The following is a 25112-nucleotide window of genomic DNA, read 5'->3' on the forward strand; positions in this document are numbered from 1 at the left end:
GGTCGTCTGAAAATTTTCAGACGACCTTTTGCGTTGTTGAAACTTAAGCCAAAGAAGCGTTTACAAATGCAGTCAATTGACCTTTTGCCAATGCGCCGACTTTGGTAGCGACGTTTTCGCCGTTTTTGAACACCATCAGCGTCGGGATACCGCGCACGCCGAATTTGGCTGGGGTAGCTTCGTTATCGTCGATGTTGAGTTTGACGACTTTCAGACGACCTTCAAATTCGGCGGCGATGTCGTCCAAGATCGGAGCGATCATTTTGCAAGGGCCGCACCAAGGTGCCCAGAAATCCAGCAATACGGGGACGTCGGATTTCAAAACGTCTTGTTCGAAATTTGCATCGGAGGTGTGGATAATCAGTTCGCTGCTCATGAGTTTTTCCTTTTTGTGTCAAATTGAATCAGATGTTGTGCAGGATAGGGCTTGGAGCTGAAAATTTCAAGTGTTGCAAAAGTGTAATAGCTTTTTTGTAAGGTTGCCATCGGGATTGGCTAATGTTTTTCAGACGACCTATCCGACAGTTCAGCCTGCCCTAAAGCTCATCAGATGGCGCGTGTAATCGCTGGAAGGGTTGGCAAATACAGTTTCGCAGCCTCCCTCTTCGACGACTTTGCCGTCTTTCAACACCATCACGCGGTGCGACAGGGCGCGGATGACGGCGAGGTCGTGGCTGATGATGATGAGGCTGAGACCGTGTTTTTTCTGCAAATCGGCGAGCAGCTCCAGAATCTGTTGTTGCCATTGTACGTCGAGCGCGCTGGTGGGTTCGTCCAAAACGAGGATTTTCGGGCGGACGATGATGGCGCGGGCGATGGCGAGCCGCTGGCGTTGTCCGCCGGAAAAGGCGTGCGGATAGCGTTCGAGCGCGTCTTCGGGCAGCCCGACCTGACGCAATACGTCTTGCACGCGCTGCCGCATTTCTGCGCGGGACAAATCGGGTTCGTGGACGCGCAGGGCTTCGGAAACGATATTAAAGACGTTCATGCGCGGGTTGAATGCGCCGAAGGGGTCTTGGAACACCATTTGGATGTCGCGCCTCGATTCGCGCGTCCAGGCTTCGCCGTTGATTTTCAGACGACCTTCCGCGTCGATAAGGTGCATCACGGCTTTTGCGAGCGTGGTTTTGCCGCAGCCGCTCTCGCCGATGATGCCCAGCGTTTCGCCCGCTTTCAAATCGAAGGAAACCGGCTCCAGCAGGGTTTTGCTGCGTTTTTTGAACCAGCCCGCCGTTTCTTTGACGGCAACGGAAAGCTGCTCCGCCTGCAAGACGGTGGCGGGGTTGTCCGCCAAAGGTACGATCTTGCGTGCGGCACCGGCGTTCAACAGCATTTTCGTGTATTCGTGTTGAGGGCGGGCGAACACTTCCGCCGCTGCGCCCGTTTCGACAATGCGTCCGCCGCGCATCACGGCGACATCGTCTGCAAAGCGGCGGACAAGGTTCAGGTCGTGGGTGATGTAGAGCATGGTCATGTTGTGCGCCTGCTGCAAGCGCGCCAACAAATCGAGAATCTGCGCCTGCACGGCGACATCCAAGGCGGTGGTCGGTTCGTCGGCAATCAGGAGCTTGGGTTCGGCGGCGACCGCCATCGCAATCATCGCCCGTTGCCGCTGTCCGCCGGAAAGCTGGAAGGGATAGGCAAAGGCTTTCTGCTCCGGCTCGCGGATGCCGGTTTCCGCCAAGAGTTCGACCACCCTCGCCCATGCCTGTTTTTTGTCCAAACCCAGATGCAGGGTCAGCACTTCGGCAATCTGCGCGCCGACGCGCATCACGGGGTTAAGCGCGGTCATCGGTTCTTGAAACACCATGCCGATTTCCCGCCCGCGCAGCTTTTGCAGGGCGCGTTCGGATTGGGTCAGCAAATCGTTGCCGTCGAATTTCAGACGACCGTCAAACGACACCAGCGGATTCAGCCGCATAATGCCCTGCGCCAACACGGTTTTACCGCTGCCGCTCTCGCCGACCAATGCCAGTTTCCTGCCGGTCTGTACGGTCAGGCTGACATCGTGCAGGACTTGCTTGCCGGGGAAAAAGGCGTTTAGGTTTTCAATTTCAAGGATGGGTTTCGTCATGGTATCGAGGTCGTCTGAAAACGGAAAACGGTTGGAATCAAATCGGCAATACCCGCCGCACGGGCAGAAATCTTTACGAAGCAATAAGCCATATCTGATGGTTTACAAGAAACGCGCCCAACAAACATCGGCTTTCTGCTTTTCAGACGACCTCTGATTCAAACCCGCAAACCGAGGTCGTCTGAACGCTTATTATTTCTGAAACTGCTCTTTCAACACCCGTTTCAACACTTTGCCCGTAGCGTTTTTCGGCAGTTCGTCTTTAAAGTAAATCTGTTTGGGGATTTTGAAATTCGCCAAATGTCCGCGCAAATGGGCGCGCACGTCGGCTTCGTCCAACGTTTCGCCGTCTTTGAGTTGGATAAAGGCAATGATTTCTTCGTCGGCATATTGGTCTTTCACGCCGATGACGGCTGCGGCTTCGACGGCGTCAAGTTTGTAAATCGCCTCTTCGATTTCGCGCGGATAAACGTTTTGCCCTTTGGAAATAATCAGGTCTTTTTTGCGGTCGACGATAAAGATAAAGCCGTCTTCGTCTATCGTGACAAAATCGCCTGTTTTCAGCCAGCCGTTAACGATGGCTTCGTCCGTGGCATCGCGCATATTCAGGTAGCCCTGCATGACCGAACCGCCTTTGACGATGAGTTCGCCTACTTCGCCCGTCGGCACTTCGACCAATTCGTCGTTGACGGCTTTGACTTCCAATCCGGGCAAGGCGATACCGACGCTGCGGGCTTTTTGCCTTTCGGGCGTGTTGACGGCGACGACGGGCGAGCATTCGCTCAAGCCGTAGCCTTCCAAAAGCTTGGCACGCGGGAACTTCGCTTTAAAGTCGAGGATGGTTTGTTCCGCCAAAGGCGCGCCGCCGCTGATAAACAGACGGACGCGGTTGAACCATCTGAAATACCAAGGGATTTTCGCTTTGCTCATGGCGGTGTAAATCGCGGGTACGCCTAAAAACACGGTCGCGCGTTTGAATAAAACTTGTTTCAAAACGTTGGAGAACGGGAAAACGGATTTCACCAAAATAATCGAACACGCCATATAAATCGGCAGCAACACCATGGCCGTCAGCGTAAAGCTGTGGAACATCGGCAGGAACACGACGAAGCGGTCGCGTTTGGTAATCTTAAAGATGCGCTCGATGCCTTCAAGGTTGGAAAACAGGTTGCCATAGCTGATTAACGCGCCTTTAGGATGGCCTGTTGTGCCGGAAGTGTAAATAATATGCGCCAAATCATCGATTTTCGGCTGGCGGCTCAAATCGGGCGTACCCGAAAAACGGCGCGCTTCTTCAAAACGCACATCGGCTTCGTCCGCTGCTTTCGCTTCTCCTATCCAAATGATTTTCTCGACGCGGGTCTGTTTTTTCAGCCCCTTCAATTCTTTCTGCAAACCTGCCGAAGCAAACATAAACCGCGCTTTGCAGTCGTTCAAAATATATGCGTATTCGTTGTTTTTCAAAAACGTATTCATCGGTACGGCAACCGCGCCGATGGCGGAGACGGCAAAATAGGCGCTGATAAACTCTGGCGAATTGGATACCGCCAAAGCCACTTTGTCGCCGAATTTGACGCCCATATTTTGCAGATATGCGGCTACGGCATCGACTTCCTGCTTGAGTGCGTGGTAGGTGGTTTTTTCTTTGTCGTTGAACACCGCAGTACCTTTTCCGTTTTTACGGCAGGCAGCGGCCAGCATTTCGTAGAAATTTGTGTTGTGTGTTTGATTCATTGTAATTCTTCAAAAATTAAGTGAGTAAAATATTATAGAGGTCGTCTGAAACTCCTGAAGGCACGGGTTACCCATCAATGGGCGCTCCCTCAGAATTTCCGTGCTTATACTATCCCCTAGCGCGCACGTCAAACGCCTGACGCAAACCCTCGCCTATCATCACCAGCAAAAGCAGCATAACCGTCAGCGTACCGACGGTGGACAAGCCTATCCACCAAGCGTCCAAGTTGTCCTTGCCCTGCGCCAAGAGTTCGCCCAAGCTCGCCTGCGACGCGGGAACGCCCAAACCGAGGAAATCCAAGCTGGTCAGCGCAAGCACCGCGCCGGAGATGCGGAAAGGCAGAAATGCCAATACGGGCGTCAGGCTGTTGGGCAGGATGTGCCGCCACATAATCGCGCGGTTGCCCACGCCCATCGAACGCGCCGCCAAAACGTAATCTGCCTGACGGTTTTTCAAAAACTCGGCGCGGACGTAGTCCGACAGCCCCATCCAGCCGAACAGCGACAGCAACACCAGCAAAATCAACAAACTGGGATTAAAAAACGAAGACAGGATAATCAGCAGATAAAGTTCCGGCATCCCGCCCCAGATTTCGATAAAACGCTGCATCAAAAGGTCGGTCTTGCCGCCGAAATAACCCTGCACCGCGCCGGTGATCACGCCGATTACGGTCGTTACCAAAGTCAGCGCAAGGGCAAACAACAGGGAATCGCGGAATCCGTAAACCAAACGCGCCAAGACATCGCGACCGCGGTCGTCCGTGCCGAGCAAGTGCCTTTCGGACGGACTTGCAGGGTCGGGCTGCGTGTCGAAATCATTGAGCGTATCGGCATCGTAGGGATTGGGCAGATAAACGGCGTAATTGCCGTTTGATGTGATGTTGCCGCGTATCAGCGGGTCGAGGTAATCGGCAGGCGTATCGAAATCGCCGCCGAACACGGTTTCGTTGTATTCGTTTACCAGCGGAAAATAATATTCGCCCTGATAACGTATCCACAACGGCTTGTCGTTGCTCCACAAAGGCGCAAGCAGCGCAACAGCGAACAAAACGGCCAAAACCCGCAACGCGAACCAGCCGCGTTTGTGTTGCTTGAAAGCCTGCCAAGTGGGGTTTGAGGTGTGTGTTTTCATAATTGGATTGCACAAAGGTCGTCTGAATATTCAACCATGGAGATTACTTATAAGCCAACTTTTCCAATTCTGACTTATGCGCGGCAATTACGCGCTTTGCACTATGTATGACCAACCGTTTGGTTGCTTCATCATCCTGCAATTCCATACGGACTACTTTTGCACCATCGTTTTTATGTTTGCGGCTTTCTTCAGAAATATCTTTTAAACGTTTAATCATATTTAACTCCAAAATTCTTTAAGTTTTCAGACGACCTATTTCTGTCCGCCGAAATGAATGCGCGGATCGACCCACGAATAAGAAATATCCGACACCAATTTCGCCAGCAAACCCATCAGCGTGAACACATACAGCGTCCCCATCACCACCGGATAATCGCGCTTCATCACCGCCTCGTAAGAAAGCAGCCCCAGCCCGTCGAGCGAGAACAAGGTTTCAATCAGCAGGCTGCCGGTGAAAAACGCGCCGATAAAGGCAGCGGGAAAGCCGGTAATCAGCGGAATCATCGCGTTGCGGAAAACGTGTTTCCACAAAATCTGCTTTTCCGGCAAACCCTTGGCGCGGGCGGTATAAACATATTGGCGGCGGATTTCTTCAAGAAACACGTTTTTCGTCAAAACCGTCGTTACCGCCAGACTGCCCGCCACCGAAGCCGTAATCGGCAGCGCCATGTGCCACAGATAATCCTTAATTTTGCCCGCCCACGACAACGTATCGAAATCATCGCCGACCAAACCGCCCTGCGGGAACCACGCAAAAAAGCTGCCGCCGCCGAATAACACCAGCAGCACCAAACCCAACACAAACGGCGGTATGGTATAACCGACCAGCACTACCATCCCCGTTACCGCATCAAAACGGCTGCCGTCGCGCACCGCCTTGGCAATGCCCAACGGGATACAAATCAGATAAGTCAGGAAAAACGTCCACAAGCCCAAGCTCATCGACACCGGCATTTTCTGTTTGACCAGCTCGAACACGGTTTCATGATGGAAAAAACTCTTGCCCAAATCAAAACGGGCAAACCGCCACACCATATCCGCAAACCGCGTCAGCGGCGGCTTATCGAAACCGTACAGCGCATTCAACGCCGCCAAATCTTCCGGACTGATGCGGTTGCCGTTTTTCATGATATTGCCCGCCGTCGCATTCGCCGTCTCGCCGCTGACCGCACCATGCGTCAACTGCTGCACCATCTGCTCGACCGGCCCGCCCGGCACAAATTGGATAACGGCAAAAGTAATCGCCAAAATCCCCAACAGCGTGGGGATTAAGAGTAATAGGCGGTGGAGGATGTAACGGTACATGCTTGGGTATTCCTCTATTTGGGTTTGAAGGTCGTCTGAAAAGTACGGATTGCTTTCAGACGACCTATACTTTTAATACTTGTAAAAAATTTAACTGATAAGCCAGCTAATAAACTTATCCAGCAAATCTTTCTGATTATTGCCAGCCGCTTCGACCATTTCCAATGTCAAACTATCCGGCCACACAATAAAATATCCGTAACGTCCTTTTTTGATAAGCCCACCGGCTTTCTTACCTGTATCTGTCAAACGGTAGAACTTACCGTCTATTTCCTGCAAGCCTGCATGACACAGTTTCGCATTGCATTCTTCCGTTGTTACGCCCCATTTTTCTGCCAGCTTAGCGACAGTCAACGTATCGTATTTTTTAGCAATTTCTATATTCTGATTTTTCTGCGAAACTTGCTCTTTTTCTACTACGTCAACTGAAATCTTAACTTCGTCGCTAATACGGATAATACGCTGCGCTTCGCTATAAGCATCTTGATAGACTTCTCCATCTTCACTACGTTTCAGCAAGATACTCATTTCATTATTATTTACTTGGCTGAATTCATATAAATTCAGGCTTGTAATAATGCAAGCATCTTCGCTGACGTAACATTTTGCATGAAGATTCGGACAATAGCTTGTACGAACATAATTTAAATTTTTCAACCAAGCTGCCTCTGATGGCTGCAATTCACTTTTACCATACTGAAAAATTGTGAGCTTTTCAGACTGCATTGAGCCGTAAATTATGGAACGCGTGCGTGCGGGAGCACACACCTTACGCATGGATTTTAGGTTTCATGCAGGCTACAGCTTGCTGCGGCGGCGGTATAAAAGTATTTTTAGTGATTTACCGTTTTTGGTATTTTTGCCCGACGGGGTTAAAAATACAGTTGCTACTCTTGCTGAATGATATTGGCAAGATTTAATTTAAATGTTTGTTGAATCTTGTTTACATCCTTAGCAAAAATATGATAGTCACTCGAAGAATAGATAGATTTTATTCTATCCAAATTAGTTTGTTGATAACATTTTTTCATTTCCGCGATGAAAAAATTATCTTTTCCTCTTTCATTGAGACAGTTATTTTCTAACAGATAGAGACCTTTGCAAAAAAGCCCCTCCTTCGACAGCCGAAACCCAAACACAGGTTTTCAGCTATTTTTCCCCCTAACACCTCCTGATTTTACCCAAATGCCCCCTGAATCCTCCCCGAATACCTGATAATCAGGCATCCGGACCGCCTTTTAGGCGGCAACAGGCACACTTAGCCTGTTAGCCTCTTTCAACAGGTTTAAACACATCGCCTTCAGATGGCTTTGCGCACTCACTTTACACAGACCAAAATAGGCTGCCCGGGCGTAGCAGAATTTGCGGTGCAACGTACCGAAGCTTTGTTCGACCACATAACGGGTCTTCGACAAATACCGGTTGAGCCCTTTGCAAAAATAGTCTGCTAACGAAATTTGACGCATAAAAATGCACTAAAAAATTTTCAATTGACTAAAACCTTCCTAATATTGAGCAAAAAGTAGGAAAAATCAGAAAGGTTTTGCATTTTGAAAATGAGATTGAGCATAAAATTTTAGTAACCTATGTTATTGCAAAGGTCTCGGAAGGTATAGCCGACGGTACGACCGTCTATGCCGATAAAGGCTACGACAGTGCGGAAAACCGGCAACATTTGAAAGAACATCGGTTGCTGGACGGCATTATGCGCAAAGCCCACCGCAACCGTCCGCTGACGGAAGCGCAAACCAAACGTAACCGGTATTTGTCGAAGACCCGTTATGTGGTCGAACAAAGCTTCGGTACGTTGCACCGCAAATTCCGCTACGCCCGGGCAGCCTATTTCGTGCTGATTAAAGTGAGTGCGCAAAGCCATCTGAAGGCGATGTGTTTAAACCTGTTGAAAGCGGCTAACAGGCTGAGACCTTTGCAAAATTCCCCAAAATCCCCTAAATTCCCTCCCAAGACATTTAGGGGATTTCTCATGAGCACCTTCTTCCAGCAAACCGCACAAGCCATGATTGCCAAACACATCGACCGCTTCCCATTATTGAAGTTGGATCAGGTGATTGGTTGGCAGCCGATCGAGCAATACCTGAATCGTCAAAAAACCCGTTACGTCCGAGACCACCGCGGCCGTCCCGCCTATCCCCTGTTGTCCATGTTCAAAGCCGTCCTGCTCGGACAATGGCACAGCCTCTCCGATCCCGAACTCGAACACAGCCTCATCATCCGCATCGATTTCAACCTGTTTTGCCGTTTCGACGAACTGAGCATCCCCGATTACAGCACCTTATGCCGCTACCGCAACTGGCTGGCGCAAGACGACACCCTGTCCGAATTGCTGGAACTGATTAACCGCCAACTGACCGAAAAAGGCCTAAAAATAGAGAAAGCATCTGCCGCCGTCATTGACGCCACCATTATTCAGACCGCCGGCAGCAAACAGCGTCAAGCCATAGAAGTCGATGAAGAAGGACAAGTCAGCGGCCAAACCACACCGAGCAAAGACAAAGATGCTCGCTGGACAAAGAAAAACGGCCTCTACAGACTCGGTTACAAACAACATACCCGTACCGATGAGGAAGGCTATATCGAGAAACTGCACATCACTCCCGCCAATACCCATGAGTGCAACCACCTGTTGCCTTTGCTGGAAGGTATAGCCAAAGATACGACCGTCTATGCCGACAAAGGCTACGACAGTGCGGAAAACCGGCAACATCTGAAAGAACATCGGTTGCTGGACGGCATTATGCGCAAAGCCCACCGCAACCGTCCGCTGACGGAAGTGCAAACCAAACGCAACCGATATTTGTCGAAGACCCGTTATGTGGTCGAACAAAGCTTCGGTACGCTGCACCGTAAATTCCGCTACGCCCGGGCAGCCTATTTCGGGCTGATTAAAGTGAGTGCGCAAAGCCATCTGAAGGCGATGTGTTTGAACCTGTTGAAAGCGGCTAACAGGCTAAGTGTGCCTGTTGCCGCCTAAAAGGCGGTCCGGATGCCTGATTATCGGGTATCCAGGGAGGATTAAGGGGGTATTTGGGTAAAATTAGGAGCAATTAGGGGCGAAAACAACCAAAAACCTGTGTTTGGGTTTCGGCTGTTGGGGGAAAAGGAATTTTGCAAAGGTCTCAGATAGATTGCCCATGCTGTAAAAATAAATGTACTATCTTCCGGATATTCAGATAAATAAATTTCGAATTCAATTATAGAATATTCAGCTGCTTCAATTAATGTTATATCTAAATCTCTGACAAATTTTTCCGTTATATTTTTAAATAATTTCTTGAATTCTATATAATTTTTTATTTTTTCCATGATTCTATTTTCCTGTAAAATATTTAATTGAATATTTGGATAGCGATTTCTAAACTCTAAAATAACATTGCTGCAAGATTGACAGGCCTTTAATTCTGTAAATAGATCAATTCTACCTGATACATTACGATTATTTCCGAGTTGCTGTGCTATAGTTTCAAGTAATTTATATTCTCCATTACAATCCGCACATCGATTTTCATGCGGTCTTTGTCTTCTAAAAGCTCTTTTACCCTATCGTTTAATTTTAGATAAGGGCTAATCAAATAAAGCCGTTCCTGTGCATTTTTAATTAACTCCTCCAAGTAATACGTTGTACCGCTGGTATTTAAAAATTTTGCCATTTTCTTCTTTCCGCAATGTTTATTTGATTTATTCGCGGGCAGAGCCCACGCTACGCAGTTGCTTTATATTATTCTGACAGTTGAAACAATAGACTTCACTATCGTTTAGGTCGTCTGAAAATTGCTGCGACAAACTTTCAGACGACCTTCCTTATTTCTCCAAAGCCTCTTGCAGTTTCTTCTCAATCAAATCCGCATCAAACGATTTGGCAATCAGCTCGAAGCGCGAGTCGCGCCGCCATGAGACTTGGTTAGCGCCCCACTGCCCGTCCACCCAGTTGAGCCACACCCATGTGCCAAGCACTTGGAACACGCCTTTGGCGCGGACGAGGTCGTCTGTGAATTTGGGCAGGTCGTTGAAGAAGTTGGTCAGCTTTTCGCCGTCAAAATCGCGTCCGGCAGGGAAAGTGAAACCTTGCGACTGGAAGCCCATAGTGTTGTCCGGCAGGGCTTTGAGGCGGTAGCGTGATTTTTCAATAACGGGAATGTCGAGCCATTGGATGTCAAGTTGTGCGTTTTGGACTTCGACCACTTTGGCTTTGGGCGGGAACAGTTTTGCCGCTTTGTCGTGAAATTCGGCAAGCTGTTCGGGGGTGCATAAATCGGTTTTGCTGGCGACCAATACGTCGCAGATGCCGATTTGGTCTTTATACAATGCCTGCTGCGCGTAATCGGGATTGATGAACTGGCGCGGATCGACGACGGTAAAGACTGCGCCGATTTCCAAAAGGCTGTCCAGCGGTTTGGCTTTCAATTCGTCGATGACGCTGGCGGCGTGTGCCAGTCCGCTTGCCTCAATCATCAGGCGGTCGGGCTTGGCGTCGCGCAGCATTTTCTGTACGGTTACGCCCATTTGCGGGCCGGCGGTGCAACACAAACAGCCGCCGGCGATTTCTGCCACAGGGATGCCGTTGTCGCTCAATACCGCGCCGTCAATACCGATTTCGCCGAACTCATTGACGATGATGACCCATTTTTCGTTCGGGTCTTTCTGCTCCATCAGGCTTTTGAGCGCGGTGGTTTTGCCTGTTCCCAGAAAACCTGAAATCAGGTGGACTTTGGTTTTTTTCACTTCTGACATTTTTTACAGATTCCAGTTAAAACAACGTGTTCTTCTTTCAGCGCAAAGCCGCTTTCGGCAACGCCTGCGCGCAGTGCCGCCCATTCGTGGCTCAGGGTTTGCTCGTCCGCCGTGCCGCATTCGGTGCAGACCAAAATAAACGCGCTATGGTGCGCTTCAGCTTCTTCGTGGTCGTGGCAATGGTCGTTGCACTCGTGCTGCGCGTGGCTGCACAAAATATAGCCGTTGACCGCCGCCACTTTATGCAAAACGCCCTGCTCCGCCCAAAAATCAAGGGCGCGGTAGGCCGTCGGCGGCGCAACCACGCCCTCGCTTTGCTGCTGCATCTGCGACAAGACATTGTAGGCTTTAATCACGCCGCTTTGCTGCAAAACGATATCAAGCACCTGCTCGCGCAAAGCGGTTACCTGTACGCCGTCACGGCGTGCCTGTTCAAGGATTTTTTGTTTGATTGCGTGTTTCATAAAGGCTTTCAGACGACCTTAAAATTCTGAATGGAAAGGATTATATTATAACGTGTTTCCGTTTGGTTCAAACTGCTGTTGTTTTCAAGAACGAAAAACTTGGGAAAACCCTTGGAAATAACGAATAATAGTCCTCCTTCAAAATCCAAATACCTAAAAATAAACCTGTCATTTTACCGAGAGGAATGGCTCTTCCCCCTTTGTATCTGTTTGGAGGATTAAAAATTTCAAAACAAAGGTCGTCTGAAGTTTCAGGCAACTTTTTTTGTTGTTTTTCCAACCTATTCGTACTAAAACGAAAATTTTTACTTGTTCCGGATAATTTGTGTGTTAGTATCCAAACGCTAAATTGTTGACAATACAGCCCGATCCCGACTACCGGCTTTGCCGTGTATAGCCGCTTTCGGAGCGGATATAAGAAGTCGGACGGCGATTGCCGACAGAACCAAAAACAAGTCAACCAAAGGAGAAATTATGAACCACGACACATCATATTCCGGTATGCACAAGCCGTCGTCGGACTTTGAAAGCCGTGAGGCGTATTTGGAACACGAGCTGCAAATCATGCAGCCTAAACGCTGGCGGCTCAATCTGCCGTTTCGCAATTACCGCTTCGAACCTGAAGACCTGATTCCCGCCATAGCGGGAACCATCGGCAAGGTGGTGATGGTCAGCGCAGTGGCGGCGGCGTTTGCCGTGCCGTTGGGCCTGCCCGACACCTTTCTGCCGCAAAACGTCCGTTACGAGCTGCTGATTGCTTCAATCTTTATCATTCTGCTCTCCGGCCTTTTTCTCCCCACTTCCAACTTACCCGGTACGCACGGGCCACTGATTCCGCTGATTCCTATCGTCGTTGCCGCGGGTGGACATCCGCTGGCTTTCGGCTTGTTGATCGGGGTGTTCGGTTTCTTGCTGGGGATTACCAAGGGTGGTAGTCTGATGGCGAAACTGACAAGCAACGGCGTATGCGGCGGGCTGCTGCTGTATCTGGGCTTCGTCGGCACGACCGGTCAGGTCAAGAAACTTTTTGAATGGGCAGGCGGTTTTGACAAAAGCTACATCGCCTTCATCGTGATAATCGGCACTATCCTGCTCTATGCGCTGCTGGAACATTGGCGCAAGCGTTGGCTTGCCGTCCCATTGGGCTGCGTGCTGGCAGGCTTTACCGCCTATCTTTTGGGTGCGCCGTTTTCCTTCCAAACCGCTCCTGGCCTGCCGCCCATGAGTCCTGCCTACTGGTGGGGTGAAAATACCGGCTGGATGATGGGTTTGCCGACGATGGACAGCTTTTTGGTCGTATTCCCCTTTGCCGTACTCGCCGTCGCCATGTGGTCGCCTGATTTCTTAGGGCATCAAGTGTTCCAAAAGATCAGCTACCCGGAGCGTTCCGAAAAAGCCTTGATGAACATCGACGACACCATGTTCACCTGTTCTGTCCGCCAAGTCGCAGGCTCGGTATTGGGCGGCGCGAACTTTACCTCTTCATGGCGAACTTACATCGTTCCCGCTTCCATTGCCAAACGACCGATTCCCGCAGGCGCGATACTGACCGCCTTGTTCTGCATCATCGCCTCCGTCTGGGGCTATCCCATGGATTTGGCGATTTGGCAGCCCGTATTGAGCGTTGCGCTGATTGTCGGCGTCTATGTTCCGCTTTTGGAAGCAGGCATGGAAATGACGCGCAAGGGTAAAACCACTCAGTCTGCCGCCATCGTTGTCTTCTCCTCTGCACTGGTCAACCCCGTTTTCGGCTGGTCGCTGACCATGCTGTTGGATAACTTGGGCTTAATCGGATGTAAAGAACGCAGCGCGGAACTCGGGTTTATGGGTCGCGTCGTCGTACCTACCGTCGGCTTTGTCATTCTCTGCGCAGCAATGGGCGCAGTCGGCATGCTGCCCGGTATTCCCGCCTTCCTCGAGCAGTTTAGAAATCTGCATTAATAAAGCAGCACCAGCGTTTCAGACGACCTTTTTAGAACTAAAGGTTGTCTGAAAACCGCGAATTGCGGATAAATCGGATAATCGACATTGGTTTGAAGTTTTAAAATAAAAGGTCGTCTGAAAAACTGATTTTCAGACGACCTTTCGTTATCTCAGATATTTAAGACAATAGATTAGGTATAGTGGATTAACTATAAACCAGTACGGCGTTGCCTTGCCTTGCCGTACTATCTGTACTGTCTGCGGCTTCGTCGCCTTGTCCTGATTTAAATCTAATCCACTATAACGTCATATCAGAAAAAAGCTTTTTGCAATTTACCGGCTGACTACGTCCTCCCCCTGTTTGGACACCAAAAGCTGGTCAATTTTCAGATTTTCGGTGTCGATGATTTCAAATTTATAGCCCGCATAAACCAAAAAATCAGTGCGTTTCGGGATTTTGCGCAGGGAATACATCATAAAACCGGCGATGGTTTCGTAGTTTTCCGAATTGGGAAATTCTACGATATCCAACGCGCGCATGACGTCGGCGAGCGGGGTCGCGCCGTCCACCAGCCAAGTGTCTTCGGTGCGGCGGATAATTTGCGGCTCTTCTTCGGTATTGACCAGCTCGCCCATGACGATGCTCATCACGTCTTTCAACGTTACCACGCCGACCACCAGCGCGTATTCGTTCACTACCACGGCAAAGTCTTCGCCGGAGGTTTTGAAGGTTTCCAAGACATCGTAAAGCGACAGCGTGTCGGGAATAAACAAAGCTTTGCGCAGCACGCGCTTGTCGGTCAGGCGGACGTCTTTTTCTTTTAAAAACAATGTTAAGAGCGTGTGCGATTCGATGTAGCCGATGACGCGTTCCAAATCGCCGTCGCACACCAAGAATTTGTTGTGCGGTTTTTCCGACATAATTGCCAACACGGTATCGCTGCCGTCGTTTTTATCGAAATAGGCGATGTATTCGCGCGTACTCATGGTGGAAGTTACCGTGCGCTCCTGCATGTCGAAAATATTTTCAATCAGGTAGTGTTCCTGCTCTTTCAACACACCAGCCTGTGCGCCCGCATCGACGACGGCGTAAATGTCTTCCGAGGTCAGCTGTTCTTGACGGACGGTGGAAATTTTGAAGAGTTTGAATATCGCGTTTGCCATTCCGTCGAAAATCCAAACGACGGGTTTTAAGATAAAAATCAAAAACATCATCGGACGCACGATGCGCACCGCCACCGCTTCGGGATGGGTCATCGCTATGCGCTTGGGCATCAGGTCGGCAATCAGGATGAAGCTGCCTGTTACCAGCGCGAACGTCAGCAGCGACGCGGCGGTACTGCCCCAACTGCCCGCGTTTGCCAACAAACTGCCGAAATAAGGGCGCACCGCCGCTTCGCCGACGATACCGGCGAGAATGGCGACGGCGTTCAAACCGATTTGGACGACGGTGATGAAGCTGCCTGGCTGCTGCTGCATATTGAGCACATCCAGCGCGCGCGTGTCTCCGCCGTCTTTCGCCATCACTTGCAATTTGATTTTGCGCGCCGAGGCGAGCGCGAGTTCGGAACAGGAAACAAATGCGCTGATGACAATCAGCAGACACAATAATAATAAGGCTTCGAGAATATTCATGAAAAACGGTGTATGTGGCAAACAGAGGACATTTTAACATTAAAGGTCGTCTGAAAAATTCAGACGACCTTTTTAGATTGGGCGGCAGATTGTCTTTCGCCTTCAAACCTATGGTTTAACCTTTGGCGGTAAAGCGTTTGTTGACGCGCAGGCGTTCGCCGCGGCCGGCTTTTTTGATTTCCAGCCAGTCGGCGAAGATGGCGTGGATAAGGTGGCGTATGGTTTCAAAGCCGTATTGTTGCGGGTCGGTACCTTCTGTGGCGAGTTGCTTCGATACGTCGCTCAAGCGCGCCCAGCCTTGTTCGTCGGCGTGGGTGTCGACTGCCTGCTGTACGGCGGGGATAACGCGGGTTACAGGCAATTTGCTGCTTTTGGCGGCGGGTTCGGGTTTGGCAGGTGTCGGTTGTGCGGTATCTGCCGTTGGGCTTGGCGCGGTGTTTTCGTTCTTGGCTGGGTTGGTTTTTTTGCCGCGCGTTTTGCGTTTTGGTGCGGCGTTGGGGTCGTCTAAAACGGTTTCTTCTGCTTGATGGGTTGCCACAGGGTTTTCAGACGACCTCTCTGTCGGCTTGTCGGCGGATTTGCGGCGGCGGACTTGGAGCTGGTTGTTGTCGGTGCGGTGTTCGAAGATGTCGAAGGATTTGATGAGGTCGGAGAGTTTGCCGTAGCCGTACAGCCTTGAGTCGAAATCAGGATTGATTTTGCTGATGTAGCTGCCGATGGGGCCGAGGTTTGCCCAGCCGAGGTCGTCGGCGTTTTCGCGCACGGCGCGTTTGAGCAGGGACAGCGCATCAGGGGCGGCGGCGGGGTTGTTTTTACCGTTGTTCTTCTCTTTTTCTTGGCGTTGTTTTTCGGGACGGAAGATTTCGGTGTAGATGAATTTGTCGCAGGCTTTGCGGAAGGCTTCGGGCGTTTTCTTTTCTCCGAAGCCGTATACGGTCAGGCCGCTTTCTCGCAGGCGGCTTGCCAGGCGGGTGAAGTCGGAATCGCTGGATACGATGCAGAAGCCGTCGAAGTTGCCGCTGTATAGCAAATCCATCGCGTCGATGACCAGCGCCATATCGGTGGCGTTTTTGCCTTTGGTGTAGGCGAATTGTTGGACGGGGATGATGGCGTGGGGCAGGAGGGCGGCTTTCCATTTGGAAAGGCCGTGGCTCCAGTCGCCGTAGATGCGCTTGACGCTGGCGATGCCGTATTTGGCAACTTCTTCGAGCAGGCGGTCGATGATGTCGGCGGGGGCGTTGTCGGCGTCGATGAGGACGGCGAGTTTTTTGTTGGCCAATGTGGTCATGGGGACTCCGTGGTATTCATGTCAGTCGAGGTCGTCTGAAAACCGGTTTTCAGACGACCTCGATCTTTTAAAGCATATCTTGTATGGCGGCGCGCTCTTCTTCCAGCTCCGCTAGTGTCGCGGCGATGCGTTGGCGGCTGAACTCATCCGACAAGTCCAAGCCTTGGACGATGCGGTAGCTGCCTGCGTCGCAAATAACGGGGAAGCCGAAAATCAAACCTTCGGGGATGCCGTAAGAGCCGTCGGAGGGGACGCCCATCGTTATCCATTTGCCGCTGCTGCCGAGCAGCCAGTCGCGCAGGTGGTAGATGGCGGCATTCGCGGCGGAGGCGGCGGACGACGAACCGCGCGCGGCGATGATGGCAGCACCGCGTCCGGCGATTTTCGGCATGAAGACTTCGGTATTCCAATCGGGTTCGGTAATCATGTCTTTGACGGACTCGCCGTTGCTGGTGGCGTAGCGGTAGTCGGCGTACATGGTCGGGCTGTGGTTGCCCCAGACGCACATTTGCTCGATGGAAGGAATCGGGCGGTTGATTTTCTCGGCGACTTGGCTGACGGCGCGGTGGTGGTCGAGACGCATCAGGGCGGTGAAGTTCTCCGGCGGGATGTCGGGCGCGGATTTCATGGCGATGTAGGCGTTTGTGTTGGCGGGGTTGCCGACGACGAGGACTTTGACGTCGCGATGGGCAACTTTGTTCAACGCCGCGCCTTGTACTTTGAAAATTTCGGCGTTGGCGTGCAGCAGGTCGGCGCGTTCCATGCCTTGCGTACGCGGGCGCGCACCAATCAACAAAGCGATGTCGGCATCTTTGAAGGCAACTTCGGGGTCGTCTGTCGCGAAGATGTCGTCAAGGAGCGGGAAAGCGCAATCCTGCATTTCCATGATCACGCCGCGCAATGCCTGCTGCGCCTGAGGCAGGTCGAGCAGTTGCAAGATAACGGGTTGGTCGCGTCCGAGCATAATGCCGCCGGCGATACGGAACAGGGTAGCGTAGGCAATTTGGCCTGCGGCGCCGGTAACGGCGATTCGGACGGGGGGCTTAAGCGTCATATTTTTCCTTTTGAAGTCGTTGTTTTACTTGATTTACGAATTATAACAGCATTGAGTAAGGGAGAATGAAAAGGTCGTCTGAAACTGGAAATAGGATTTCAGACGACCTTTTTGATTTTGGCAAATGCTGAAATTCTGCTTACGGCAGGAGTTTGCCCGGATTCATGATGTCGTGCGGGTCAAGCTGGGCTTTGATGGCACGCATCAGGGCGATTTCGGACGGAGTGCGGACGCTGGGGAGCCAGTGTTTTTTGATGGTGCCGATACCGTGTTCCGCCGCGATGGTGCCGTGGCAGGCGAGGATGTGTTCATAGACGATAGTGTTCACGGCATCTTCGTAGCGGTAAGCATCGTTGCTCAATACGTTGGGCAGGAAGGTGTTGTAATGCAGGCTGCCGTCGCCCAAATGTCCGAAGCAGACAATTTGTATGCCGGGGAAACGGGCTTCCAAGGCGGGGGCGCATTGACGGACAAAGGCGGCGACTTGGGCAATCGGGACGGCGATGTCGTGTTTGATGCTGGTGCCGAGCTTGCGCTGGGAAGCGGAAATGTTTTCACGCAGCGTCCATAGATCGAGGCGCTCTTGTTCGGATTGCGCGATGATGCTGTTTTCTTGGCCGTTTTGATAGAGAAACTCGGCAAGTTTTTCGTCGAGCGCGGCATCGGGAACGGAGTCGGTCAGTTCGAGCAGAACGTGCCAGTTTGCATCCGTCGGCTGTTTAAGACAGCTGAACTCGGAAGACAATGCCAAAGCGTAGCGGCTGATCAGCTCGAAACTGGTCAGGCGTTCGGCAAAATGCCCTTGTACGGCCGTTAAAAGCTGTACGGCAGATTCGATGTCATCCAAACCTACCCACGCGGTCGCTATGGTTTGCGGACGGGCGAAGAGTTTGAGCGTGGCGGCGGTGATAATGCCGAGCGTGCCTTCGCTGCCGATAAAGAGGTGGCGCAGGTCGTAGCCGGTGGTATTTTTGTGTAGCGGCTGAAGATGGGAAACAAGTTCTCCATTGTGCAGGACGACTTCCAAACCCAATACCAAGTCGCGCATACTGCCGTAGCGTAAAACGTTTAATCCACCTGCGTTGCAGGCGATATTGCCGCCGATTTCGCACGAACCTTCGCTGGCAAGGCTGAGGGGAAACAGCCTACCTGCTTCGGCTGCCGCTTTTTGGACGTTTTGCAGGATTACGCCCGCCTCAACCGTGATGCTGTTGTCTGCAAGGTTGATTTCGCGGATGCGGTTGATTTTGGAGAGATTGAGCAGTACGCCACTGGAGGCTACCGCCGCGCCGCACAAACCGGTATTGCCGCCCTGCGGGGTAACGGGGATACGGTGCTCAAAACAAAACCGCATGATTTTTTGTACATTTTCTATGGAATGCGGTTGCAAGATGATGTCCGGTTCGGAAACAAAGCGGCGGCGCTGGTCGTTTAACAGGGCCGGAGTGGCTTCGAGGATTTCAGCGGGGGAAAGGAATTCAAGAAAACGGTCGTACAGATTGGGCATAACGGGAAGCAAGGATGGTTTATGTGTGTACGGAGGATTATATAGCGGATAAGGGGAACGAAAAACGGTAAAGGTCGTCTGAAAAATAAAAAAGCAGGATACAATCTGTATCCTGCTTTTTTAACTGTAAAAATATTATTTTGCAGCAGAAGCGGCTTCAGTAGCAGCAGAGGCAGCTTCGGTAGCGGCAGAAGCGGCTTCAGTAGCAGCAGAGGCAGCTTCGGTAGCAGCAGCTTCGGTAGCAGGAGCAGCAGCTTCAGTAGCAGCAGATGCTGCTTCAGTAGCAGCAGATGCAGCTTCGGTAGCAGCAGATGCAGCTTCAGAAGCGGCAGAAGCGGCAGTGTCAGCAGCTTTGTCGCCACAAGCAGCCAAAGCCAAAGAGAACAGAGCAGCAGCAATCAGAGATTTTTTCATTTTGAGAACCTTCTTTAAATCGATTTAAATAAAAACGGAACAACTGAAACGGCATTAAGCCGTTCCATTAGAGTAAAAATTCATTGCTGAATTTCCTGCATTATGCCCCACAGCATGGCTCGGTGCAACGATACAGACGAATTAGTAATTTTTTAGTAACTTCTAATCAATCCGGAATGGACGAAAGATGGGGATAAACCTAATCAACATAGGTTGTTATTCAGGCTCTATTCGAAATAGCCCATATCGTAAAATTTATTGATTTCATGTATTTACATTTAAACAATACGCAATCGGCTTCTATTTCTGATTTGTTTGAATAATCTAAACAAAATCATTATACACAGAAATAAAAGTTGTAAAAAAGTTACACCAGTATAAAAATTATCAAAATTTACGCTTTTGCATGATTTTAGTTAAATATTGTTTGTTTTTATTGATAATTGTTAATTTATGAATCTTTGAGATAAATCTCCGTGCATGACGGCGGTGTGTTAGAATATTTGAGATTTGTTGGCAGAGGGTTGTCAATAAAGCCTATTTTGATAAACGGTCATGATAAAGGATAAAAAATGACTATTAAAAAAAATTCCGTGGTTTCGCTTCACTATGAAATGTACGATGCGGACAACCAACTGCTGGACAAAACCGAAGAACCCATCGCCTATCTGCACGGCGGATATGACGGCATTTTCCCTTTGGTGGAAGAAGCTTTGCACGAAAAAAACGTCGGCGATACAGTTGAAGTTGCGCTGTCTCCCGATGATGCGTTCGGCGAGCAGGATCCCAGCTTGGTGCGCATTGAAGATGTCAGCGTGTTTCCGGTTGAAGTGGAAGTCGGCATGATGTTTGAAGCCGATGATCCTGAAACCGGCGATGTCTTGGTTTATCGCGTAACAGATGTGGCAGACGGCAAGGCCGTAGTAGACGGCAACCATCCGCTTGCCGGCATGAAAATTTTGTTTAAAGCGACAGTTGACGGCGTACGCGATGCGACTGAAGAAGAAATTGCACACGGTCACGTTCACGGCCCGCACGGTCATCATCACTAATTAAGTTGATTGACAATCTAAAAGGTCGTCTGAAAGCAGGATTGGGTTTCTGTTTTCAGACGACCTTTTTATATCCTGCAAACCCATATCCAAATATAGCTGAAACATTCCGAATATAGCTGAAACATTCTGACAACCATCAAAATCAAGCTGCTTCCCTATCGCCTAAAAATTTTGGGATAAGTCAAACTAAGCAGGGAAATCTGGGTCTGAAGGTTTGTTTTCTCTGAATTACGAGAAACATTCAATCCTATTTATATTAAGATTCGGTTTATTGTAAACAGGCGAATTGTATCATGAGCGAACATTTGGAAGAGCAGGCTCTGGGCTTGGGTATTGATTTGGGTTTCCACGACATCGGTGGAATTTATCATGCGACCAAGCCCGAGGTTTTGGAAGGGATTATTAAGGCTTTGCAGCAGGACGGTTTTTCAGACGACCTTTATACGGATACTTTGGTCGCGCATGAAAACGGTCGGGAATCTTTACAACTGCCTGCTGAATTTCATGGCGCGGTTGAAATTTGCTTGGAAGATGAAGCGGGCGGGCGGCAGGTTTTGGCGTTGAACCATGGCGAAAACGGTGTGCTTTGGGTGGCGCTGCCGGCTTTGGCTTGCGGTTATTACACATTGTTTGCAGAAGTAGAAGACATTGTCCGCAAGGTACGGCTGGTGGTTGCGCCGCAGTCGGTTTATCAGCCGAAAATGCTGGAACACGGTTTGCGCATGAACGGGCTGACGACGCATTTGTACAGCCTGCGTTCGCAGCGGAACTGGGGCATCGGGGATTTTACCGATTTACTGAATTTGATGGCGTTTGCGGCGGATAAGCAACTGGATTTTATCGGCATCAATCCGCTGCACGCGCTTTTTAGTGCCAAGCCTGCTTTTGCCAGCCCGTACAGTCCGTCTTCGCGCGAATGGCTCAATCCGATTTATCTGGATGTGGAGAAGGTTGGTGCGTTCTCCTACAACGAAAAGCTGAAAAACTGGCTCAAGCAGCCGAATATCTGCCAGCGCATTGCTGCGTTACGGATTACGGAAACCGTCGCTTATACGGCGGTTTGGGCGTTTAAGCGCGATGCTTTGCAAAAGGCATTTGATGCGTTTGAAAACGACGGATGCGAAGCCGCCAAACAAGAGCGGGCGGCATTTGACGCCTTTGTCGAAGAACGCGGCGAGGCTTTGGAAGGCTTCGGCTTATTTGAGGCGTTGGATCAGTATTACAACCGTTCCGGCGAAGTGGGTTGGCTGTCTTGGCCGTCGGAGTTTCATGATCCGCATGGCGAAGCGGTTCAACGATTTGCACAGGGACACCGCCGCGAAATCCGTTTTTATATGTGGCTGCAATGGCTTTGCGCGGAGCAGTTGCGCGAAGTGAACGAAGCGGCTGCGGCACGCGGCGTGAAGCTCGGAATTTACGGCGATTTGGCGGTCGGCGTGGCTCGCGGTAGTGCGGATACTTGGCTTAACCGTGCTGATTACTGCATGGATATGGCGGTCGGCGCGCCGCCCGATCCGTTCAGCCCGACAGGGCAAAATTGGGATTTGCCGCCGCTCAATCCGATGATGTTGAAGCACACGGGTTATGAGAAGTTCGTCCGACTTTTGCGTGAAAATATGCGGCTTTACGGCATCTTGCGCATTGATCATGTGATGGCTTTATGCCGTCTGTGGTGGGTTGCGGGCGAGACGGCGGACTTTGGCGCGTATGTGCATTACGACGCGGATGTGATGTTTGCCATCCTGGCTTTGGAAAGCCGGCGGAATCAATGCGTGGTCATCGGCGAGGATTTGGGGACGGTACCCGACCAAGCGCGGTATTTGCTGAACCGTTATCAGGTGTTTTCTTATAAGGTCGTGTATTTCAGCAAAGGCTGGCACGGCTTTGAATTGCCCGAAGAATATCCCGAACAGGCGATTACGGTGGTCAGCACGCACGACGTCGCGCCTTTGGCGGGCTATTGGACGGGCAGGGATTTGGATTTGATGTTCCGCTTGGGTACGATTCCCGATGCGGAAACTTTTCAGACGACCTTGGAAGCGCGCGAACACGATAAGGCGGATTTGTTCGATAAGTTGAAACACGCAGGCTGCCTGCCTTCCGACGCCGAGATGTCGTCTGAAATCGACGAAACACTGTTAACCGCCTTGCACCGGTATGCTGCCATGAGCCGCAGCAAATTGTATGCGGTGCAGCTGGAAAACCTACTGGGCATGAGCGACAACCTGAATGTGCCGGGCGTTTCCGAGGGTTATCCCAACTGGGCGCGCAAAATGCCCGTCGCGCTTGAAGATTTTCCCCACAACCGCCTGATGGGCGGCCAACTTGCCATGATTGGAGAGGTACGCATGAAGAAAAACAGCCGGATGAAGCCTTATCACGAGCTTGACCAAGTCGAACGCGACACGGTCGAAAGCCTGTTTCTTGCCACCCACAGCGATTTGTTCGCCTATCTGGGGCGACACCGCCTTGCCGAAGGCGACGAGGTCGTGCGAACCCTGATTCCGAACGCTTGGGGCGTGGATATTGTCAACCGTGAAAGCGGCGAGGTGATTACGTCGTCTGAAAAAGTCGATGAACGCGGATTCTTCGTTGCCGTGCTGCCCGAAGGCGCGCCCGATTACGCTTTGAACGTCCGTTATGCCGAAGATGCCGAGCCTGTGCGCGAAGAAGACCCATACCGCTTCGGATCCGCCCTGAAGGACATGGATTCTTGGTTGCTGGCGGAAGGCAAACACCTGCGCCCTTATGAAACTTTAGGCGCGCATTTTGCCGAAGTGGACGGCGTGAAAGGTGTGAGCTTTGCCGTATGGGCACCGAACGCGCAGCGCGTGTCCGTCATCGGCGAATTCAACCACTGGGACGGCCGCCGCCATGTGATGCGTTTCCACCGCGACAACGGCATTTGGGACATTTTCATCCCCGCCGTCAAACTCAACGCCCTCTATAAATTTGAAATCCGTGATGCCAACGGCGATGTGCGGCAAAAGACCGACCCGTATGCCTTTGGTGCAGAGTTACGTCCGAATACCGCGTCTGTCGTGCGCGGTTTGCCTGAAAAAGTGGAAGCACCCGATTTCCGCGCCCGTGCCAACGCCATTGACGCGCCGATCAGCATTTATGAAGTGCATTTGGGTTCGTGGAAACGCAATCCCGAAAACAACTTCTGGCTGACTTACGAACAGCTCGCCAAAGAATTGGTCGCATACGTCAAAGACATGGGCTTCACCCATATTGAGTTCCTGCCCGTTTCCGAATACCCGTTTGACGGCTCGTGGGGCTATCAGGCGACCGGATTGTATGCGCCGACCAGCCGTTTCGGTTCGCCCGACGAATTGCGCGCCCTGATTAAAGCCGCCCACGATGCAGGCATCGGCGTCATCCTCGACTGGGTGGTCGGACACTTCCCGACCGACGACCACGGGCTTGCCAAGTTTGACGGCACCGCGCTCTACGAACACGCCGACCCGCGCGAAGGCTACCACCAAGACTGGAACACCTTGATTTACAACTTCGGCAGGAACGAAGTCAAAAACTTCCTGCAAGGCAATGCCTTGTATTGGATAGAGCGTTTCGGTTTCGACGGTATCCGCGTGGACGCCGTCGCCTCCATGATTTACCGCAACTACTCGCGCAAAGACGGCGAATGGATACCCAACCAATACGGCGGTCATGAAAACCTCGAAGCCATCGCCTTCCTGCGCGATACCAACACCATGCTGAAAGAGGTCGCCCCGTCCGCCACCGAAATCGCCGAAGAATCCACCTCGTTTGCCAACGTAACCCGTCAAGAAGGCTTGAACTTCAGTTACAAATGGAACATGGGCTGGATGAACGACACCTTGCGCTACATGATGGAAGACCCCATCAACCGCAAATACCACCACAACAAAATGACCTTCGGCATGATGTACCAATACAGCGAAAACTTCGTCCTGCCGCTCTCGCACGACGAAGTCGTACACGGTAAACGCTCGCTGCTCGGACGGATGCCCGGAGACTGCTGGCAGCAATTCGCCAACCTGCGCGCCTACTACGGCTTCATGTACGGCTTCCCCGGTAAAAAACTCCTGTTTATGGGCAACGAGTTCGCGCAAGGCAGAGAGTGGAACTACAGCGAAGGACTGGATTGGTTCCTGCTCGACCAAGAAGGCGGCTGGCACAAAGGCGTACAAAACTTCGTGCGCGATTTGAACCACATCTATAAAGACACCGCGCCGCTTTACCAGCTCGACCAATGGCCGGAAGGCTTCGAATGGCTGGTTGCCGACGACGGCAATAATTCCGTCTTCGTCTTCGAACGCCGCGACCGCGAAGGCAACCGCGTCATCGTCATCAGCAACTTCACGCCCGTCGTCCACGACAGCTACCGCTTCGGCGTGAACGAAGCCGGCGAATACCGCGAAATCCTCAATTCAGACGACCCCGGTTACAACGGCAGCGGCGTATCCGCAGGACAAGCCCTGCAAACCGAAGAAATCTGGTCACACGGCAAACCCAACTCACTCGCCGTCAAAGTGCCGCCGCTGGCAACGGTTTACCTTTACAAAGCTGCTGAACAGAGCGCAATAGAGGCAGTAGATCAAGTAAAAGGCGAAGCGTGAGCTTGAATTGAACTTGTTTTTGAACATATCAAGACAAGTTTAAACAAACTGTTCTGCTTTTTTCAGGCGACCTTTCGATATGAAGGGGTCGTCTGAAATTTTTTTGGGATGGCAGATAAAGTTTGATATGCCCGATTACATCGGTTTTGACTGGTAAGGGATGTTGTGTAA

General features: G+C 51.1%; 21 protein-coding genes and 6 pseudogenes. 6 read left to right on the forward strand and 21 right to left on the reverse strand.

Features of this window, described 5'->3' with window-relative positions:
* Window positions 1-43: 43 nt before the first annotated feature.
* From trxA to J7445_RS05345, 7 genes are all read right to left on the reverse strand, one after another.
* Window positions 44-376 carry a thioredoxin TrxA gene (trxA, locus tag J7445_RS05315; RefSeq protein WP_003763849.1) on the reverse strand — a complete coding sequence of 111 codons (333 nt, stop codon included), beginning with the start codon at window positions 374-376 and terminating at the stop codon, window positions 44-46.
* 150 nt (window positions 377-526) lie between these two features.
* Window positions 527-2074, reverse strand: a complete 1548-nt coding sequence (locus J7445_RS05320; RefSeq protein WP_209283276.1) for an ABC transporter ATP-binding protein — start codon at window positions 2072-2074, stop codon at window positions 527-529.
* A gap of 192 nt (window positions 2075-2266) precedes the next feature.
* Window positions 2267-3808: a fatty acid--CoA ligase gene (locus tag J7445_RS05325; protein ID WP_209283277.1), complete on the reverse strand. Its 1542-nt coding sequence runs from the start codon at window positions 3806-3808 to the stop codon at window positions 2267-2269.
* Between the two features lie 109 nt (window positions 3809-3917).
* On the reverse strand, window positions 3918-4940 hold the full coding sequence (locus J7445_RS05330; RefSeq protein WP_070689051.1) for an ABC transporter permease: 1023 nt from the start codon (window positions 4938-4940) through the stop codon (window positions 3918-3920).
* Window positions 4941-4983: 43 nt separating this feature from the next.
* The gene (locus J7445_RS05335; protein WP_168162004.1) at window positions 4984-5160 is read right to left on the reverse strand and encodes a hypothetical protein; all 177 of its coding nucleotides are present in this window, start codon (window positions 5158-5160) and stop codon (window positions 4984-4986) included.
* Window positions 5161-5195: 35 nt separating this feature from the next.
* The gene (locus J7445_RS05340; protein WP_016687013.1) at window positions 5196-6248 is read right to left on the reverse strand and encodes an ABC transporter permease subunit; all 1053 of its coding nucleotides are present in this window, start codon (window positions 6246-6248) and stop codon (window positions 5196-5198) included.
* Between the two features lie 90 nt (window positions 6249-6338).
* Window positions 6339-6974, reverse strand: coding sequence for a phospholipase D-like domain-containing protein (locus J7445_RS05345; RefSeq protein WP_019271478.1), 636 nt, complete (start codon window positions 6972-6974; stop codon window positions 6339-6341).
* Between the two features lie 26 nt (window positions 6975-7000).
* Between J7445_RS05345 and J7445_RS05350 the strand changes: the two genes are divergently transcribed.
* A complete protein-coding gene (locus J7445_RS05350) occupies window positions 7001-7168 on the forward strand; it encodes a hypothetical protein (RefSeq protein WP_176662394.1) in 168 nt (55 codons plus the stop codon).
* On the opposite strand, the pseudogene J7445_RS12215 reads toward J7445_RS05350, so the two are convergent.
* Window positions 7136-7342: pseudogene (locus J7445_RS12215) on the reverse strand (hypothetical protein); the annotation flags it as partial. The gene J7445_RS05350 and the pseudogene J7445_RS12215 sit on opposite strands and share 33 nt — an antisense overlap.
* A gap of 144 nt (window positions 7343-7486) precedes the next feature.
* Window positions 7487-7672, reverse strand: a pseudogene (locus tag J7445_RS05355) (transposase); the annotation flags it as partial.
* Window positions 7673-7854: 182 nt separating this feature from the next.
* Between J7445_RS05355 and J7445_RS05360 the strand changes: the two are divergent.
* Both J7445_RS05360 and J7445_RS05365 read left to right on the forward strand, forming a co-directional pair.
* Window positions 7855-8169, forward strand: a pseudogene (locus tag J7445_RS05360) (transposase); the annotation flags it as partial.
* Between the two features lie 63 nt (window positions 8170-8232).
* Window positions 8233-9240, forward strand: a complete 1008-nt coding sequence (locus J7445_RS05365; RefSeq protein ID WP_209283352.1) for an IS5 family transposase — start codon at window positions 8233-8235, stop codon at window positions 9238-9240.
* Between the two features lie 146 nt (window positions 9241-9386).
* Here the strand turns inward: J7445_RS05365 and J7445_RS05370 are convergent.
* From J7445_RS05370 to J7445_RS05395, 6 genes and pseudogenes are all read right to left on the reverse strand, one after another.
* Window positions 9387-9572: pseudogene (locus J7445_RS05370) on the reverse strand (hypothetical protein); the annotation flags it as partial.
* An 18-nt stretch (window positions 9573-9590) separates the two neighbouring features.
* Window positions 9591-9752 (reverse strand): annotated as a pseudogene (locus J7445_RS12515) (deaminase domain-containing protein); the annotation flags it as partial.
* Complete coding sequence (locus tag J7445_RS05380; RefSeq protein ID WP_003757858.1) at window positions 9722-9916, reverse strand: phospholipase D-like domain-containing protein; 195 nt, start codon at window positions 9914-9916, stop codon at window positions 9722-9724. The pseudogene J7445_RS12515 and the gene J7445_RS05380, both read right to left, overlap by 31 nt.
* Before the next feature lie 151 nt (window positions 9917-10067).
* A complete protein-coding gene (locus J7445_RS05385) occupies window positions 10068-10997 on the reverse strand; it encodes a CobW family GTP-binding protein (RefSeq protein WP_019271481.1) in 930 nt (309 codons plus the stop codon).
* A complete protein-coding gene (locus tag J7445_RS05390; RefSeq protein WP_049227861.1) occupies window positions 10985-11461 on the reverse strand; it encodes a Fur family transcriptional regulator in 477 nt (158 codons plus the stop codon). The genes J7445_RS05385 and J7445_RS05390 overlap by 13 nt, the downstream gene beginning before the upstream one ends.
* A gap of 67 nt (window positions 11462-11528) precedes the next feature.
* On the reverse strand, window positions 11529-11741 hold the full coding sequence (locus J7445_RS05395) for a hypothetical protein (RefSeq protein ID WP_209283278.1): 213 nt from the start codon (window positions 11739-11741) through the stop codon (window positions 11529-11531).
* A gap of 194 nt (window positions 11742-11935) precedes the next feature.
* Between J7445_RS05395 and J7445_RS05400 the strand changes: the two genes are divergently transcribed.
* Window positions 11936-13402 (forward strand): DUF3360 family protein, encoded by a 1467-nt coding sequence (locus tag J7445_RS05400; RefSeq protein ID WP_209283279.1) that lies wholly within the window; start codon window positions 11936-11938, stop codon window positions 13400-13402.
* 171 nt (window positions 13403-13573) lie between these two features.
* Here the strand turns inward: J7445_RS05400 and J7445_RS12520 are convergent.
* The 6 genes and pseudogenes from J7445_RS12520 to J7445_RS05425 form a co-directional block, all read right to left on the reverse strand.
* A pseudogene (locus J7445_RS12520) lies at window positions 13574-13690 on the reverse strand (IS5/IS1182 family transposase); the annotation flags it as partial.
* Window positions 13691-13717: 27 nt separating this feature from the next.
* Window positions 13718-15019, reverse strand: a complete 1302-nt coding sequence (gene paeA / locus J7445_RS05405) for a polyamine export protein PaeA (protein ID WP_107976650.1) — start codon at window positions 15017-15019, stop codon at window positions 13718-13720.
* 115 nt (window positions 15020-15134) lie between these two features.
* On the reverse strand, window positions 15135-16307 hold the full coding sequence (locus tag J7445_RS05410; protein WP_209283280.1) for an NYN domain-containing protein: 1173 nt from the start codon (window positions 16305-16307) through the stop codon (window positions 15135-15137).
* Between the two features lie 67 nt (window positions 16308-16374).
* A complete protein-coding gene (locus tag J7445_RS05415) occupies window positions 16375-17361 on the reverse strand; it encodes a malate dehydrogenase (RefSeq protein WP_209283281.1) in 987 nt (328 codons plus the stop codon).
* A 139-nt stretch (window positions 17362-17500) separates the two neighbouring features.
* A complete protein-coding gene (locus tag J7445_RS05420) occupies window positions 17501-18868 on the reverse strand; it encodes an FAD-binding oxidoreductase (protein WP_209283282.1) in 1368 nt (455 codons plus the stop codon).
* Window positions 18869-19003: 135 nt separating this feature from the next.
* Window positions 19004-19282, reverse strand: a complete 279-nt coding sequence (locus J7445_RS05425; RefSeq protein ID WP_019269783.1) for a hypothetical protein — start codon at window positions 19280-19282, stop codon at window positions 19004-19006.
* Window positions 19283-19854: 572 nt separating this feature from the next.
* Here J7445_RS05425 and J7445_RS05430 point away from each other — a divergent pair.
* Window positions 19855-20334 carry an FKBP-type peptidyl-prolyl cis-trans isomerase gene (locus J7445_RS05430; RefSeq protein ID WP_154885516.1) on the forward strand — a complete coding sequence of 160 codons (480 nt, stop codon included), beginning with the start codon at window positions 19855-19857 and terminating at the stop codon, window positions 20332-20334.
* Between the two features lie 296 nt (window positions 20335-20630).
* A complete protein-coding gene (gene glgB, locus J7445_RS05435) occupies window positions 20631-24941 on the forward strand; it encodes a 1,4-alpha-glucan branching protein GlgB (protein ID WP_209283283.1) in 4311 nt (1436 codons plus the stop codon).
* The last annotated feature ends 171 nt before the right edge of the window (window positions 24942-25112 follow it).

The organism is Neisseria sicca (genome assembly GCF_017753665.1).
Taxonomy (GTDB): domain Bacteria; phylum Pseudomonadota; class Gammaproteobacteria; order Burkholderiales; family Neisseriaceae; genus Neisseria; species Neisseria flava.

Coding starts and splice junctions, on each gene's coding strand:
- J7445_RS05420 (WP_209283282.1), bottom strand. CDS start 18,868: ATGCCCAATCTGTACGACCGTTTTCTTGAATTCCTTTCCCCCGCTGAA.
- J7445_RS05415 (WP_209283281.1), bottom strand. CDS start 17,361: ATGACGCTTAAGCCCCCCGTCCGAATCGCCGTTACCGGCGCCGCAGGC.
- J7445_RS05330 (WP_070689051.1), bottom strand. CDS start 4,940: ATGAAAACACACACCTCAAACCCCACTTGGCAGGCTTTCAAGCAACAC.
- J7445_RS05385 (WP_019271481.1), bottom strand. CDS start 10,997: ATGTCAGAAGTGAAAAAAACCAAAGTCCACCTGATTTCAGGTTTTCTG.
- glgB (WP_209283283.1), top strand. CDS start 20,631: ATGAGCGAACATTTGGAAGAGCAGGCTCTGGGCTTGGGTATTGATTTG.
- J7445_RS05345 (WP_019271478.1), bottom strand. CDS start 6,974: ATGCAGTCTGAAAAGCTCACAATTTTTCAGTATGGTAAAAGTGAATTG.
- J7445_RS05365 (WP_209283352.1), top strand. CDS start 8,233: ATGAGCACCTTCTTCCAGCAAACCGCACAAGCCATGATTGCCAAACAC.
- J7445_RS05335 (WP_168162004.1), bottom strand. CDS start 5,160: ATGATTAAACGTTTAAAAGATATTTCTGAAGAAAGCCGCAAACATAAA.
- trxA (WP_003763849.1), bottom strand. CDS start 376: ATGAGCAGCGAACTGATTATCCACACCTCCGATGCAAATTTCGAACAA.
- J7445_RS05380 (WP_003757858.1), bottom strand. CDS start 9,916: ATGGCAAAATTTTTAAATACCAGCGGTACAACGTATTACTTGGAGGAG.
- paeA (WP_107976650.1), bottom strand. CDS start 15,019: ATGAATATTCTCGAAGCCTTATTATTATTGTGTCTGCTGATTGTCATC.
- J7445_RS05400 (WP_209283279.1), top strand. CDS start 11,936: ATGAACCACGACACATCATATTCCGGTATGCACAAGCCGTCGTCGGAC.
- J7445_RS05410 (WP_209283280.1), bottom strand. CDS start 16,307: ATGACCACATTGGCCAACAAAAAACTCGCCGTCCTCATCGACGCCGAC.
- J7445_RS05320 (WP_209283276.1), bottom strand. CDS start 2,074: ATGACGAAACCCATCCTTGAAATTGAAAACCTAAACGCCTTTTTCCCC.
- J7445_RS05430 (WP_154885516.1), top strand. CDS start 19,855: ATGACTATTAAAAAAAATTCCGTGGTTTCGCTTCACTATGAAATGTAC.
- J7445_RS05340 (WP_016687013.1), bottom strand. CDS start 6,248: ATGTACCGTTACATCCTCCACCGCCTATTACTCTTAATCCCCACGCTG.
- J7445_RS05425 (WP_019269783.1), bottom strand. CDS start 19,282: ATGAAAAAATCTCTGATTGCTGCTGCTCTGTTCTCTTTGGCTTTGGCT.
- J7445_RS05390 (WP_049227861.1), bottom strand. CDS start 11,461: ATGAAACACGCAATCAAACAAAAAATCCTTGAACAGGCACGCCGTGAC.
- J7445_RS05325 (WP_209283277.1), bottom strand. CDS start 3,808: ATGAATCAAACACACAACACAAATTTCTACGAAATGCTGGCCGCTGCC.